Annotated in this window: 16 protein-coding genes; 5 read left to right on the top strand and 11 right to left on the bottom strand. The window is 68.1% G+C overall.

The window, feature by feature from the left end; translation table 11 throughout:
* Positions 1-12: 12 nt before the first annotated feature.
* The 3 genes from WV31_RS15220 to WV31_RS15210 are packed head-to-tail and all read left to right on the top strand — an operon-like array spanning position 13 to position 1,466.
* Positions 13-837: a VOC family protein gene (locus WV31_RS15220; protein WP_085374365.1), complete on the top strand. Its 825-nt coding sequence runs from the start codon at positions 13-15 to the stop codon at positions 835-837.
* Positions 838-870: 33 nt separating this feature from the next.
* Positions 871-1,155: a type II toxin-antitoxin system Phd/YefM family antitoxin gene (locus WV31_RS15215; protein WP_085374364.1), complete on the top strand. Its 285-nt coding sequence runs from the start codon at positions 871-873 to the stop codon at positions 1,153-1,155.
* The gene (locus WV31_RS15210) at positions 1,152-1,466 is read left to right on the top strand and encodes a type II toxin-antitoxin system RelE/ParE family toxin (RefSeq protein WP_085374363.1); all 315 of its coding nucleotides are present in this window, start codon (positions 1,152-1,154) and stop codon (positions 1,464-1,466) included. The genes WV31_RS15215 and WV31_RS15210 overlap by 4 nt, the downstream gene beginning before the upstream one ends.
* 37 nt (positions 1,467-1,503) lie before the next feature.
* Here the strand turns inward: WV31_RS15210 and WV31_RS15205 are convergent, their stop codons facing one another.
* The 8 genes from WV31_RS15205 to WV31_RS15170 all read right to left on the bottom strand — a co-directional run bounded on the left by WV31_RS15205 (position 1,504) and on the right by WV31_RS15170 (position 9,795).
* Positions 1,504-2,553, bottom strand: a complete 1,050-nt coding sequence (locus tag WV31_RS15205) for an HpcH/HpaI aldolase/citrate lyase family protein (protein WP_085374362.1) — start codon at positions 2,551-2,553, stop codon at positions 1,504-1,506.
* A gap of 236 nt (positions 2,554-2,789) precedes the next feature.
* On the bottom strand, positions 2,790-3,800 hold the full coding sequence (locus WV31_RS15200) for a Fe(3+) ABC transporter substrate-binding protein (RefSeq protein ID WP_085374361.1): 1,011 nt from the start codon (positions 3,798-3,800) through the stop codon (positions 2,790-2,792).
* 96 nt (positions 3,801-3,896) lie between these two features.
* Positions 3,897-4,958, bottom strand: coding sequence for an ABC transporter ATP-binding protein (locus tag WV31_RS15195; RefSeq protein ID WP_085374360.1), 1,062 nt, complete (start codon positions 4,956-4,958; stop codon positions 3,897-3,899).
* Positions 4,955-6,601 carry an ABC transporter permease gene (locus WV31_RS15190; protein WP_085374359.1) on the bottom strand — a complete coding sequence of 549 codons (1,647 nt, stop codon included), beginning with the start codon at positions 6,599-6,601 and terminating at the stop codon, positions 4,955-4,957. Before WV31_RS15190 ends, WV31_RS15195 begins: the two co-directional genes overlap by 4 nt.
* 177 nt (positions 6,602-6,778) lie before the next feature.
* Complete coding sequence (locus tag WV31_RS15185) at positions 6,779-8,173, bottom strand: TadE/TadG family type IV pilus assembly protein (protein ID WP_085374358.1); 1,395 nt, start codon at positions 8,171-8,173, stop codon at positions 6,779-6,781.
* 2 nt (positions 8,174-8,175) lie between these two features.
* On the bottom strand, positions 8,176-8,715 hold the full coding sequence (locus tag WV31_RS15180; RefSeq protein ID WP_085374357.1) for a TadE/TadG family type IV pilus assembly protein: 540 nt from the start codon (positions 8,713-8,715) through the stop codon (positions 8,176-8,178).
* Entirely contained in the window at positions 8,712-9,251 is a 540-nt protein-coding gene (locus tag WV31_RS15175; protein ID WP_237051318.1) for a TadE/TadG family type IV pilus assembly protein, read from the bottom strand. Before WV31_RS15175 ends, WV31_RS15180 begins: the two co-directional genes overlap by 4 nt.
* Positions 9,252-9,324: 73 nt before the next feature.
* Positions 9,325-9,795, bottom strand: coding sequence for a pilus assembly protein N-terminal domain-containing protein (locus WV31_RS15170; protein WP_085374356.1), 471 nt, complete (start codon positions 9,793-9,795; stop codon positions 9,325-9,327).
* A gap of 126 nt (positions 9,796-9,921) precedes the next feature.
* On the opposite strand from WV31_RS15170, the gene WV31_RS15165 reads away from it, so the two are divergent.
* The gene (locus WV31_RS15165; RefSeq protein WP_085374355.1) at positions 9,922-10,674 is read left to right on the top strand and encodes a tetratricopeptide repeat protein; all 753 of its coding nucleotides are present in this window, start codon (positions 9,922-9,924) and stop codon (positions 10,672-10,674) included.
* Between the two features lie 134 nt (positions 10,675-10,808).
* Positions 10,809-11,132, top strand: coding sequence for a hypothetical protein (locus tag WV31_RS15160; RefSeq protein ID WP_145980881.1), 324 nt, complete (start codon positions 10,809-10,811; stop codon positions 11,130-11,132).
* Here the strand turns inward: WV31_RS15160 and WV31_RS15155 are convergent.
* From WV31_RS15155 to WV31_RS15145, 3 genes are all read right to left on the bottom strand, one after another.
* Entirely contained in the window at positions 11,115-12,074 is a 960-nt protein-coding gene (locus tag WV31_RS15155) for a type II secretion system F family protein (RefSeq protein ID WP_085374353.1), read from the bottom strand. The two genes, WV31_RS15160 and WV31_RS15155, sit on opposite strands and share 18 nt — an antisense overlap.
* Before the next feature lie 150 nt (positions 12,075-12,224).
* On the bottom strand, positions 12,225-13,217 hold the full coding sequence (locus WV31_RS15150) for a type II secretion system F family protein (protein WP_085374352.1): 993 nt from the start codon (positions 13,215-13,217) through the stop codon (positions 12,225-12,227).
* Positions 13,210-14,592: a CpaF family protein gene (locus tag WV31_RS15145; RefSeq protein WP_085374351.1), complete on the bottom strand. Its 1,383-nt coding sequence runs from the start codon at positions 14,590-14,592 to the stop codon at positions 13,210-13,212. The genes WV31_RS15150 and WV31_RS15145 overlap by 8 nt, the downstream gene beginning before the upstream one ends.
* Positions 14,593-14,595: the final 3 nt, after the last annotated feature.

Raw genomic sequence — 14,595 nt, 5'->3', positions numbered from 1 at the left:
AAGGAAACCGCCATGACCAGCCGCATCACCGGCCTCGACCACGTCATCATCGCCGTTGCCGACCTGGAAAAAGCGGCGGCGACGTTCCGCGCCCTGGGCTTCACCCTGGCCAGCCGGGGCGAGCACGCCGAATGGGGCACCGCCAATTACTGCGTGATGTTCGAAGACGACTACCTGGAGATCCTGGCTGCAATCGGCGAAGGCGGCCCGGCGGACCGGCTGCGCGCCCATCTGGCGGCCAAGGGCGAAGGCCTGATGGGACTGGTGTGGGGCACCGAGGACGCCCAGGCCGATTGCGCCCGTCTGGGGCTGGACGCCCCCGGCGACTTGAGCCGCACCATCGAAGGCGAGATGGCCCGCTTCAAGGCCGGCATCCTGCCGCCCGAGACCACGCCCGGAATCGCCTCGTTCCTGTGCCAGCACCTGACCCCGGAAAAGCTGCGCCAGCCGGGCTGGACCACCCACGCCAACGGCGCGCTGGGCATGGTGTCGGTCACCGCCCTGATGGCCGAGCCGTTGGAGCTGATGCCCGCCTGGGACCGCCTGATCGGCCCGGCCGCCGCCACCGCCACCGACGAGACGGTGACGGTGCATACCCGCCACGGGCTGGTCTTCCTCTGCCGTCCCGACGATCTGGGCCAGATGCACCCCGAGGCCGAGGACGAGGACTTCCCCCCCGCCCCGGCCCTGGCCGCCCTGACCCTTCGGATCAAGAGCGCCGAGACGGCCGCCGGCGCGTTGAAGGCGGCGGGCATCGCCTATGACCGCGACCGCCAGGGCAAGGTGGTGATCTATCCCGAGGATGCCTGCGGCGTGCTGATCGAGCTGCAGGAATAGCCATCGACCAGAATTCGGTCTATATTCGGACTCATGAAGCTCTCGGAACGCGTCAAACCCATCAGCTATCTCAAAGCCCACGCCCCGGAGATGATTCGGGGCCTCGCCGACAACCGCGAACCGCTGATCATCACCCTACATGGCGAAGCCAAGGCGGTCCTGCAGGATATCGACAGCTATGAGCAGACCCAGGAATCCCTGGCGCTGCTGAAGATGCTGGCCCTGACCACAGCCCGCATCGAAGCCGGCGCGGCAAAACCGGCCGCCGAGGCCTTCGCCGCCCTGCGCCGCCGCCTGAAGCCCACATCCGAGCAATGACCTTCGAGGTTCTGCTGTCCTCGGACGCCGAGCGGGACATGGAGGATCTCTACCGCTTCGTCACCCTCAACGATTCCCCGGCCAAGGCGGAGGCGCTGCTGTCGGTCATCGAGGCGGCGTGCCTGGGACTGGCGGAGATGCCCCAGCGCGGCAACATCCCAAAGGAACTGGAACGGCTGGGCATCGCGGAGTTCCGGGAACTCCATCACAAACCGTATCGGGTGATCTATCGGATCAGGGGCTGCCAGGTGGTGATCTATTGCATCCTGGACGGCCGCCGCGACATGCAGACCCTGTTGCAGCTGCGATGATCCCCCTCCCCCGAGGAAAGGGGGATCACCCGCAATCTTACAGCCCGTAGGCCTTGGCCATTTCCGGGTCCTTGGCGGCCACCGCACGCGCCAGATCGACCATGACCTTGGCCTGCTTCCAGGTGGCGTCGTCCTGCATCTTGCCGTCGATCATCACCGCGCCGGTGCCGTCGGGCATGGCTTCGAGAATCTTACGAGCGAACAGCACCTCGGCCACGTCGGGGCTGAACACCTTCTTGGCGATGTCGATCTGCTTGGGGTGCAGCGACCAGCCGCCGGCGCAGCCCAGCAGGAAGGCGTTGCGGAACTGGGCTTCACAGGCCGCGTCGTCCGAGAAGTCGCCGAACGGGCCGTAGAAGGCCTTGATGCCGGCCGACTGGCAGGCGTCGACCATCTTGGCCACGGTGTAGTGCCACAGATCCTGCTGGAACAGGGTGCGGCCGGACTTGCCCTCGGCGGCGTCTTCCAGCACGCCGTAGAAGGGATGGCCGCCGCCGACGCGGGTGGTCTTCATGCCGCGCGACGCGGCCAGGTCGGCCGGGCCGAGGCTGATGCCGTGCATGCGGGGGGACGCCTGACAGATGGCGGCCACGTTCTCCACGCCCAGGGCGGTCTCCAGGATGGCGTGGATCATGATCGGGCGCCGGACAGAGTGCTTGGCTTCCAGCTGGGCCAGCAGCTGGTCGAGGTAATGAATGTCCCAGGGGCCTTCCACCTTGGGCAGCATCACCACGTCCACCTTGTCGCCGGCCTCGCCGACGATGGCATTCATGTCGTCCAGGAACCACGGCGAGTTCAGACAGTTGACGCGGGTCCACAGGCCGGTATTGGGATTGTCCCAGGCCTTGGCCACCTCGACGAAGCCGGCGCGGGCCGCGTCCTTGGCGTCGGCGGGAATGGCGTCTTCCAGATTACCCAGCAGCACGTCCACGTTGCGGCCCATCTCGGCGGCCTTGGCGCGCATCTTCTCGTTGTGCGGCGGGAAGAAGTGGATCATGCGCTCGAGGCGCACCGGCAGTTCCCGATAGGGGGCGGGCGCGCCGATGGCGAGCGGCTCGAAGAACTTGCGGGGCGGCTTGACGGACATGGGGCGCAATCTCCTTGCGGCGAATGACGGTGGGCCGCAATAATGCTTCGCCCTGCTGCGCCGCACAAGAAGAAAGCGCCCACGCTGGGGCTCCCGCCCCTGTTCGCGTCGTCATCCCGGACAAGCGAAGCGCGATCCGGGATCCAGGGGGTGCACCTCCAGCCTTTTCCGCGACTCCTAGACCCCGGCTCAAGGCCGGGGTGACGAAAGTGAACAGGTGCGGGCGATAGCCCGGTCTACCGCCAACCGACCCGGTCGAAGATGCGCACGGCGACGGGGTTGTTCTCGCCCAGCATGGCGACGTTGATGTCCTCGGCCTTGAAGGCTCCCCAGGCGGCGACGATGGGCGAGGCCTGGGCGGAAGGCAGGACGGGGAATTCGTTGTTGGCCTCGGCGAAGGTCTTCTGCGCCTCGGGGCCCGACAGGAACTCCAGCAGGCGGGTGGCCTCGGCCTTGTGCTTGGCGCTGGCGGTGACGCCGGCCCCGGCCACGTTCATGTGCGCCCCCCGGCCCTGCTGGTTGGGGAAGAAGATGCCGACCTTGGCGGCGGCGTCCTTTTCCTCGGCCTTGGGCGAGGCCTGCATGCCGCCGAAATAATAGGTGTTGGCGATGGCCAGGTCGCACTGGCCGGCGGCCACGGCGGCGATCTGGTCGCGGTCGCCGCCCTGGGGCTTGCGCGCCATGTTGGCGACCATGGCCTTGGCCCAGGCTTCGGCCTTATCAGGCCCCATCACCGCGACGAGCCCGGCCAGCAGCGACTGGTTATAGGTGGACGACGACGAGCGCACGCAGATGCGGCCCTTCCACTTGGGATCGGCCAGATCCTCGTAGGTGGAAAGCTCGGCGGGCTTCACCCGGTCCTTGGCGTAGAGCACCACGCGGGCGCGGGCCGACAACCCGTACCAATAGCCCTGGGGATCGCGGTAGCGGGCGGGAATGTTCTTGTCCAGCTCGGCCGATTGGGTGGGCGCTAGCACCCCGGCGACGCGCGCCTTGTGCAGATGGGCCACGTCGGTGGTGATGAACAGGTCGGCGGGGCTGCCCGGGCCTTCGCTCTTCAGGCGCTCCAGCAACTGCTCCTCGCCCGCCGACAGCAGGTTGACCTTGATCCCCGTCTTGGCGGTGAACTGGTCGAGCACCGGCTTCAGCAAGTGATCCTTGCGCGCCGAATAGACGTTGACCTCGGCGGCGGCGGCGGCCCCAACCGCCATCACGCCACCCAATACCAGACCCAGCAGACGCATCATGACCTTGCCCTCATGACCAGTTGATATTGCGACGGACTCGCATTCTCATAATCATGTAGCATGGTTCCCGTATTAAAAAAAGGGCCTTGGGGAAAATCAGGGTCCGTCGCCCCCGGCGGGAAAGACGAAGGCCTGGGCGGGGTCTATGTGCAGGCGGACCCGCGCCCCTTCCGCCGGACAGATGGAACCGGGCAGGCGGGCGTGCAGGTGCTGCGGCGCCATTCCGGGCTTTTCCACCCGCAGATGGACCAGGCTGGAGCGGCCGAGATGGTGGCTGACCAGCACCACGCCCTCGCCGTCGGAGGCTGCGGTCAGGGTTACGCCCTCGGGGCGGATCAGCACCCCGGCCGCCTGGGCCTCGTCCAGTCCCGGGGCGGCGAAGCGGCCCACGGCCGTCTCCACCGCGCCGCCCGCCACCTGGGCCTCGATCACGTTGATCTCGCCGAAGGTGGAGGCCACGAAGGCATCCACCGGGCGATTGTAGAGCAGGGCGGGTTCGCCCATCTGCACCACCTTGCCCGCCCGCATGACGGCGATGCGGTCGGCCATGAACATGGCCTCCTCGGGGTCGTGGGTGACCATCAGGGTCGAGACGCCCGAGGTCTTCAGCACGTGCAGGGTCTCGTCCCGCACCTGATCGCGCAGTCGCTTGTCCAGGCCCGAGAACGGCTCGTCCAGCAGCATCAGCTTTGGGTGGGGGGCCAACGCGCGGGCGAGCGCCACCCGCTGCTGCTGCCCGCCCGACAATTGGTGCGGCCAGGCATCGGCGTAAGCCGCCATGCCCACCTGATCGAGCACCGCCAGCGCCCGGCCCCGCCGTTCCGTCTTAGACAGGCGATCCAGGCCGAACTCGACATTGCCCAGGACGTTCAGATGGGGGAACAGGGCGTAGTCCTGGAACAGGAAGCCCACGTTGCGATGCTCGGGCGCCAGATGGGTGCCGTCACCCGACACCAGCCGGCCGCCCAGGAAGACGCGCCCCTTGCGCGGCGCCTCCAGCCCGGCGGCAATGCGCAAGGTGGTGGTCTTGCCGCAGCCCGACGGCCCCAGCAGGCAGACCAGCTCGCCCGGCCCCACCCGCAGGGAGACCTCGCGCACCACCTCCTTGCCGCCGTAATCGTGGCTGACGGACTCGATGATCAGGCCGGTCTCGGTCATTCCTCTTCTCCGGGTCGGGAACGGGCGATGGCCCGGCTCAGCAGCATCACCGGCAGCAGTCCGGCCACCACGATGGCCAAAGCGGGCGCCGCCGCGTCGGCCAGGCGCTCGTCGGAGGCCAGGGTGAAGGTCCGGGTCGCCAGGGTGTCGAAATTGAAGGGACGCATCAGCAGGGTGGCCGGCAATTCCTTCATCACGTCCACGAAGACCAGCAGCGCCGCCGACAGCAGGCTGGTGCGCATCATGGGGATGTGGACGCGCCGCAGGGTCTTGCCCAGCCCGGCGCCGAGCGTCCGGGCGGCGGCCTCCATGGACGGCGTGATCTTGCCCAGGCTGGATTCCACCGCATTGACCGACACCGCCAGGAAGCGCACCAGATAGGCGTAGGTCAGCGCCACCACAGTGCCGGTGAGGAACAAGCCGCCCAGCATGCGGTCGAGCGCGGTGAGCGGCACCATGATGCCCACGGCGATGACCGAACCCGGCACCGCATAGCCCAGCGAGGCCAGCCGCACGCAGGTCTTGACCAGGGGGGAGGGCCGCAGCCGCTGGGCATAGGCCAGCGGCAGGGCCACGGCCACGGCCGCCATGCCCGCCATGCCGGCCAGAATCAGGCTGTTGCCGGCCAGTTCGCCCAGCCCGGAAAGGATTCCGTCCTGCACCACCCAGACGGCGAGCATGCCGCCGGGGGCCAGGAAGCCCAAGACCAGCGGCATGGCGCAGAACGCCAGGGCGGCCAGGGCCTTAGCCCCCCTCAGCTCCAGCTGGGGCAGGCGGCGGTAGCGGCCGGTGGTGTGGTGGAAGCGGGCCGCTCCCCGCGACATGCGCTCGGCCAGGACCAGCGAGAGGACGAACAGCATCAGCACCGCGCCCAGCTGCGCCGCCGCCGCCGGCTGGCCCAGGCCCAGCCATGTGCGGTAGATGCCGGTGGTGAAGGTGTCCACGGCGAAGTAATGGACGGTGCCGAAATCGTTCAGCGTCTCCATCAGGGCCAGGGCCACGCCCGCCACCACCGCCGGGCGGGCCAGCGGCAGCGCCACCTGGACGAAGGCCCGCCAGGGCGAGCGCCCCAGGGTGCGCGCCGCCTCCAGCACGCAGACCGACTGTTCCAGAAAGGCGGCCCGCGCCATCATGTAGACATAGGGATAGAGCACCATGCTCATCACCCAGATGGCCCCGCTTAGCGACCGCACCTCGGGGAACCAGTAATCCCGCGCGCTTTTCCAGCCGAACAGGGCGCGCAAGGACGACTGCACCGGCCCGGCGTAATCCAGCAGCCCGGTATAGGTATAGGCGACCACATAGGCCGGCATGGCCATGGGCAGCAGCAGCGCCCATTCCAAAGGACGGCTTCCCGGAAAGCGGCACATGGTGACCAGCCAGGCGGTGCCCACCCCGCCGATGCCGACGCCCACGCCGACGCCCAGCATCAGCCACAGGGAATTGGCGATATAGGACCCCAGCACCGTCTCGGCCAGATGGCTCCACACCCCTTCGGTGGGCGCCACCAGATTGGCCGCCACCACCACCACCGGCAGGGCGACCAGCCCCGCCAGCCCCACGGCCAGAACCACCCAGCCCGCGCCGGGCGGGCGGGAGGAAAGCGCTTTGACGGCGGGGACGGACGGCAATGACGCGGACATGACCGGCCCACATTAGTGCGAACGCCTCTCAACGGCAACGCCTGCCCATAAACTTTATATGGAGTTTGATGCCGGGCCCCGATCGAGGCCCGGCTAGGCCCAAGGGGCCGCGCGGCTTATGCCGCGGAAGCCAAGCGGGCTTGAGGCCCGCGCCCGGCGACTGAGAAGCATGCGGCTCTACTGGCTGACCCGAAGATTGCTGAGGCTGGTGGCGATGGCGCGAAAGGCGCTCTTCAACTCGTCCTGGGAGGGCGAGTCGAAGTACTTGGACGGGTCGGTGGCGCAGGTCTTGTAGATGTCCTTGGTGGCCTGGTTGATGCCCGAGGTGAAGGTCACCGTATAGACGATGATGTTCTTGGCCTTCATGGCGTTGCATACCGAGGCGAGGCGGTTGTTGATGGTGGTCTTGGCGGTGGTGGTGCTGGTGGTGCCGATGCGGCCCAGCTCGTCCAGGCGGCCATAGGCGCTGTAATCGGAATTCACCGCGCTGTTGACCTTGTTGACGCCGGTATTGCTGGTCAGCTTGTAGAACTGGTTGTCGCCGTCGGTCATCAGGATCACCGCCTTGCTCCATTTGGGCGTGCCCCAGGGCAGCCCCTCGGTGAAGGGCGGCTCGGGCGACAGCACGCGCAGGCCCCAGGCCATGCCCACATCCGACAGCGTGCCGCCCCGGCTCCACGCCTCCTGGGCGTTGATGGCGGCGGTCAGCGTCGCCTTGACGTTGGTGAGCGGCGTGATGGCCGTCGGACAGCCCACATTGGGACCGGTGGAGCCGTTGCCGTGGGACGGGCTGGCGTAGACGGTGGAGGCCTTGGTGACGTCGTAGTAATTGTCGATGGCCGGCAGCCAGTTGTAGCGGGTCCAGGGGGCTGTCGCCGCCGAGGTGTCGCCCATGGCGTTGGCGCCTGCCCGCTCCACCACGCAGCCCTTCCAGCCCAGCACGTTGTTGGGGGCGTAGGTGTCGCCGGTGGTGATCAGGCTGGGCGCCACCGAACCGGGATTGACCGCCACCGAATAGGGCACCAGGGCGATCTTCAGATAGGGATGCACCGTCGCCGTGCCGAACAGGATGTCGGTCAGCTGGTTGGCGGCGTCGCGCACCGCCTGGATGTTGTTGTTGGTGGTCATGGAGCCGGTGTTGTCCAGCACCATGGCCAGTTCCAGCCCGGCGATCTGGCGGTTCACCGTGCTGTCGACCGCGATGGGCACCTCGTTCACCCCCATCACCTTCATGAACACGGTGGCGACCGCCGCCGAGGCGCTGGCCGAGATGACGTCGCCGCTCACCTTGACCGCGACGGACGGGTGGGCCCCCAGGCTGCCGGGGGGATAATTGGCGTCGAAGAATTTCTGCGCCACGGCGGAAAGCTGGGCGTCGGTGCCCGAACTTGATCCCACCGCCAGGGCGGCGGCGTCCAGCGCGGCGGCCATGCGGCTCTTCACCGCATAGGCGCGGGCCACGTCCACCCCCAGACCGATGGTGGCGACGATGGGCAGCAGGCCGATGGCCAGCATGATCACCATGTTGCCGTCGCGGCTGCGGATCAGGCGGGCGAGCAGGGATCGGAGCATGGCTAGCCTCCCACGCCGTTCAAGGCGATCTTGCGCACCAGACGGGGGCGCGTATAGGACATCTCGGTGAAGGTCTTGCTGGGCACCAGATGGTGGAGCACCGGCACGCAGACATAGGAAAGACGGACCATGATCACGCTTTCCCCCGCCGCGCCCAGCCCCTTGGCCCCGGCCAGCGACGGCGCGCCCGACACCGCGCCCCACTGGTAGCGCCACAACTGGCTGGGAGTACCGGCGGCGTCGAATCCGACGCTGACCACGTCCAGGCCGAGATTGCCGGCATTGCTGACCAGGGGATCGAGCACCCGCTGGGCGGCGGTGCGGATGGAATCCATCTGGGCGGTGGTGAGCGCCGAGGACTGGGCGGCCAGATCGGCCACCGTCTGGGCCGCCGAAACGGTCTTGCCGTAGCTCTTGACCAGATTGGTGATCTCCACCGTGCCCAGCAGGGCGGTGATCATGATGGGCAGGGTCAGGGCGAATTCCACCGCCGCCACGCCTTTGCGGTCGCCCATCAGGCGCCGGAGCGTCGCGGGGCTCATGAATACGGCTCCGACTTGAACACCGCGGTCGAGGTCACCGGCAGGGTGTTGCCGCCTCCCGCCCCCATCAGCCTGCCGATCAGCGGCGTGGCGAAGACGTGGCGGTAGATCACCCGCACCGTCATGATGGTTCCCGCGCCGCCCGGGGTGAACTGGGCGTTTGACACGTTGCCCTGGGCATCGAATTGCGGCGCCGGCAGGGTGATGGCGGTGAAGTCGGAGAAGCTGCGCACGTCGAAGGTGAACGAGCTGCAATTGTACAGGCCGAACAGCGAGGCGCAGAACGTCTGGCGGAAGGCGCCGGCGGGATCGGCGCTGGTCTGGGCCTGACCGGTGCGCAGCCGCCGCGCCGCGTCGCGGGTGGCGCCTTCCACCACCGAGGTCTCGAACAGAACCATCCCCATCTCGAAGATGCCGAACAGAATCATCAGGGCGGGCAGCAGCAGAATGGAATACTCCAGCATGACCGAGCCGCGCTGGTCCCGCCGTAAATTTCCGATCCGCTGGAACATCCGCCTGAACATGGCATCGCCCATGAAATTATCCGGTGGATATCATGGCATGTTCCGCCGCCTCGTTTCCGTGGCGGGCCTCACAATGTCGGGATGATTATTGCGGCGGAACTTGCGGCGCGGGCGCGGCGCCGGCCGCCTTTGCCTTGTACGGGCTTTCCCCCGACAAGACGTTGGCCGGGGCGCAGGTGTTGAGGCCGCAATCGACGATGGCCGTCGCCCCGCCCGGCACCCAATTCTTGCCGGTGCCGTAGCGAAGCGTCACCGACGTGTCGCCGCCGGCCAGGACCACCACCCGGCGCTGAAACAGCACGCCGCCGCCGGCATCGAGCACCGCCAGGGTGGTGCCGCCCGGCGCCTTGCCGAACACCGTGATGGTGCCGGGGCCATCGACGGTGACGTCGGCGATGGCGGGATTGCCCACCACCACCGAGCGGGCCATGCCCCGCATGGGCAGCAAGCTGGCGCCGCCCAGGGGCACTTCCAGCATCTCCGCCGCCGATCCCGCCGAGGGGGCGGCCCAGATCAGGCCGGCAAGCAGCAGGGAGAAGCAATAACGGGACGTCATGGCGAACCTCGATCGCACGTGGTGACGCCTTTCATCCTAGGCATGAATGAAGCCGGCCACAGTGGTAGGCTTCACAAAGGCGTATGAGTATGGATGATAACCCCAAGCGCTTTCGGAGTCCCAGACATGACCAGCCGCCTCGCCGCCCTGCCCCTCGCCCTGATGCTGGCCGCCTGCTCGGTGACCGGCGGCGGGGACAACGGGCTGTCCTCGGCGGTGGAGCCCTCCTTGCGCGCCTCGGCCCTGGCGGCCGAGGCCGGCCGCGACTATCGCGGCGCCATACAGCACTTCTCCACCTTGTACCAGCGCCGCCCCGACGACACCGGCCTGGCCATCGGTCTGGCCCGCAACCTGCGCTATTCCGGCCAGGGCCAGGCGGCGGCCGACCTGATGCAGGCCCATCTGGCCCGCCTGGGCCGCGATGCCGAGGCCCTGCTGGAACTGGGCAAGGATTATCTCGCCGCCGACCGCGCCGCCTTGTGCGTCAAGGTGCTGGAGGAGGCGCGGACCATGACGCCCGGCAATTGGGAGGTCCACTCCACCTTGGGCGTGGCGCTGGATTCCCAGGGCCGCGCCGCCGAGGCCCAGGCGGCCTATGCCCGCGCCCTGGAGATCACCCCCGACAACGCCGCCGTGCTGAACAATCTGGGGCTGTCCCAGGCCCTTTCCGGCCAGTTGGACGCCGGGCTGGCGACGCTTGTCCGCGCCGCCGACCTGCCCGCCGCCACCGCCCAGGTGCGCCAGAACCTCGCCTTGCTGCTGGCCTTGAAGGGCGAGGGCGCCGAGGCCGAACGCATGGCGCGCCGAGATCTTTCGCCGGAACAGGCCAAGGTCAACGCCGACACACTGCGCGCCCTGGCGGCCTCGGCGCGGCGCTGATCGCGGCAACTCGACAAACCTCGCCGGAAGTTGTTTCAATAAGGACGTGTAACACGCAGGCCCAACGCAGCAATATGTTTGCACTGAAACGTAGCTATCAGCCTTCGGCTGGTAATACCACAAGGTGCAGCCCCATGAAGTATTGCATTCGAGGCACGGCCAACGTCTGGGGAGGGCATCAGGTCGAACTTCTCATTGAGATGATCGATTGGCTCAAGGCCACTTGCCGGACCCCCTACATCGCCCCCAAATTCGACGAGGCGAAGTTCATCAGCCGCCAGGATGCCGAAAACTTCGCCCGCAAGTGGTTCGAGCCCGGCAATTGGCGCCTGTACGAAATGGGCAGCCATTGCCGCACCGTCTGCAGCCACAAGGCCAAGACCGAATGCGCGCCGCTCCCGGGCTCGCTCCCCTTCGCCGTCAGCTCCCGATGCGGGAATTCACTTCATCATCCCTGAGACCTGGATCGCCGCCGGACCGGCGATGATCAGGAACAGCACCGGCAGGAAGAAGACGATCATCGGCACGGTCAGCTTGGCCGGCAGGGCGGCGGCTTTCTTCTCGGCCGCCGCCATGCGGCCCTCGCGGTTTTCCTGGGCGATGACCTTCAGCGCCTGGGCCACCGGCGTGCCGTATTTCTCGGACTGGATCAGGGCGGTCGAAAGGGATTTGACCTGGGCCAGGCCGGTGCGTTCGGCGAAATTCTCCCAGGCGTGGCGGCGGTCGGCCAGGAAGGCCAGCTCGGCGGCGGTCAGCCCGATTTCCTCGGCCATCTCGGGCGCGCCGATCATCATTTCCTCGGTGACGCGGCCCAGCGCCGTCTCCACCGACAACCCGGCATCGACGCAGATGACGATGAGGTCGAGCGCGTCGGGAAAGGCCCGGCTGAGCGCCATCTGCCGCTTCTGCACCGCGTTGGCGAGCCAGATGTCGGGCAGCAGGGCGCCGATGCCCATGGCCACCGCCAGGATCAGGACGCGGACCATCAGCGGCTGCTCGTCGAACAAGGTGGTGGCGTAGATCAGGCCGAGCACCAGCAGCAGCACCGGCAGCGCCACCCGGGCGAAGATGAAGGTGAGCGGCGCCGCCTGGCCACGCCAGCCGGCGCTGGCCAGCTTGGCCTTCAGCGCCTTGGCCTCCAGCACGTCCTGCAGCTTCAGACGGTCGATGACCGCGCGCATCAGGGCGACGCGGCGCTGGGGACGCTGGCCGCGCCGCCGGCCGGGGGCGCGTCCCTGATCCAGCTCGGCCTTCTGGCGCTCGGACAATTCGCGGCGGCGCGACGACACCGCCCTGATGCGCGACGCCCGGCGGTCGCGGGCCAGAAGCGGCAGGGCCACCGCCAGGACCGAAGCCGCCGCCGCCAGCGCCGCCATGACCATGATGAGGGTCGTCAGCATGACTGAGCCCCGCCTGTCATCCCGACGACCATCGGGAGGAGGGATCCCGTCCTGCTCCGTCTTGTCCGGCCCGGATCCACCAGGCCAGACGGAGATCCTTCGCTACGCTCAGGATGACAGGTGAAGGTGTGGACCAGCATCCCGCCCCCCTCAGATGTCGAAATTGATCATGTTGCGCATCACCAGCACGCCCACCCCCTCGGTCAGCAGGCCGATGGCCAGCAGGACGTTGCCCAGCTCGGTGGTGAACAGCAGGCCGATATATTGCGGCGCCACCAGCGACAGGATGCCCACCACCAGCAGGGGCAGCGAGCCGATGATGGCGGCCGAGGCGCGGGCCTCGGCGGCATAGGACTGGACCTTGTCGCGCATGCGCTTCCTGGCGCGCAGCACCTCGGACAGCTTGGCGAGCGTCTCGGCCAGATTGCCGCCGGTCTGCTGCTGGATGGCCAGCACGATGGCGAAATAGCGCATCTCGGCCATGGGCATGCGCTCCACCGCGCGGGCCATGGCCTCGTGCAGCGTCAGGCCGATACGGGTGCCCTCGGTGATCTGGCGGAACTCGGCGCCCACGGGATCGGGCATCTCGCGGCCGATGATGGCGATGCATTCGCCCAGGGGCAGGCCGGAACGGATGCCGCGCACCACCACGTCCAGCGCGTCGGCGAACTGGGCGACGAAGGCCTTGAGCCGCTTGCCCGCCGCCACGCCCAGGATCAGCTTGGGCGCTCCGATTCCCAGACACAGGGCGGACGGCAGGCCCCAGACAAGCGGCAGGCCCGAGGCCTCGCCCACCGCCAGGACCAAAAGGGCCAGGGCGGCCGAGCCGGCCAGATAGTGCCAGACCTCGATCCGCCAGCCCGCCTGCATCAGCTGCTCGCGCAGGCGGTAGCCGAAGCGCCGCTGGCGCGCGCCTTCCACTTCCCTGAGGCGGGCCTGCACCGATTTGCGCTGGGGCCCGCGCACCGCCTGGCGCCGCGCCGGGGCCTGGCCTCCCGCCACCACGGCGAGGCGGCGCTTCAGCCGGGCCCGGGGACCGTGGATCAAGGCCACCATGGACCAGCCCAGCACCGCCAGGGCGACCAGCAGCACCGCCACCAGCACGGCGATTTCCGGCGGCAGGCGGGCGAGCAGGTCAAACATGGACCTCTCCCAGCGCCTCGGCCAGGTCGCGCTCCAGGCCATAATAGCGGGCGCGGTCCCAGAAGGCGGGACGCAGGCCGGTGGGCCGGTGGCGGCCCAGGATGCGGCCTCGGCTGTCCTCGCCCTCGAACTCGAAGACGAACAGATCCTGCAGCGTGATGATCTCGCCTTCCATGCCCACCACCTCGGTGACATGGGTGATCTTGCGCGAGCCGTCGCGCAGGCGCGACGCCTGGACGATGATGTTGACGGCCGACGCGATCTGCTCGCGCACCGCCTTGGCCGGCAGGTTGTAGCCGCCCATGGCCACCATGTTCTCGACGCGCGACAGGGCGTCACGCGGCGTGTTGGCGTGGATGGTGCCCATGGAGCCGTCATGGCCGGTATTCATGGCCTGGAGCAGGTCGAAGGCTTCCGGCCCGCGCACCTCGCCGACGATGATGCGTTCGGGCCGCATGCGCAGGCAGTTCTTCACCAGATCGCGCATGGTGATGGCCCCGGCCCCTTCCAGGTTGGGCGGGCGGGTTTCCAGGCGCACCACATGGGGCTGCTGCAATTGCAGCTCGGCGGCGTCCTCGCAGGTGACGATGCGCTCGGTCTGGTCGATGTAGCGGGTCATGCAGTTCAGCAGCGTGGTCTTGCCCGACCCCGTGCCGCCCGAGATCAGGATGTTGCACCTGACCGCCGAGGCGATCTGCAGCACGCGGGCGGCCGGGGCGGACAGGGAGCCGAATTCCACCAGCTTTTCCAGCGTCAGCTTCTCGCGCTTGAACTTGCGGATGGTCAGCGTCGGCCCGTCGATGGCCAAGGGCGGCGCGATGACGTTGACGCGCGAGCCGTCGGCCAGGCGGGCGTCGCAGATGGGGCTGGATTCGTCCACGCGCCGGCCCACCGCCGCCACGATGCGCTGACAGATGTTCATCAGCTGGGCGTTGTCGCGGAACTTGATGTCGGTGAGCTCGATGCGCCCATCGGTCTCGATGTAGACCTTGTCGGCGCCGTTGACCATGATGTCGGCGATGTCGTCCCTGGCGATCAGCGGCTCCAGCGGCCCCAGGCCCAGCACGTCGTTGCAGATGTCACTGATCACCACCTGCTGCTCGGCGGCCGAGATCACCAGGTTCCGCATGGAGATGATCTCGGCGACGATGTCCGAAATCTCCTCCCTCACCTGGGCCGGCTCCAGGTTGCCCAGCTCGGTGGGGTCCACCGAATCGATCAGGTCGTTGAAGATGGCGATCTTGATGTCGGACAGGCGCTGGTCCAGCTCCGCCCCCCGCGCCGCCGCGGCCGGGGCGGGAATCGCGGCGGGCTTCGCCGTCTCGCGGACGGGCTGGGCCTTGGGGTCGGGAGGAGCGGAGCGCCGGCCGAACATGAT

The sequence above is a fragment of the Magnetospirillum sp. ME-1 genome, from assembly GCF_002105535.1.
Taxonomy (GTDB): Bacteria; Pseudomonadota; Alphaproteobacteria; order Rhodospirillales; family Magnetospirillaceae; genus Phaeospirillum.
This window is presented reverse-complemented; position numbering and strand designations above follow the sequence as displayed.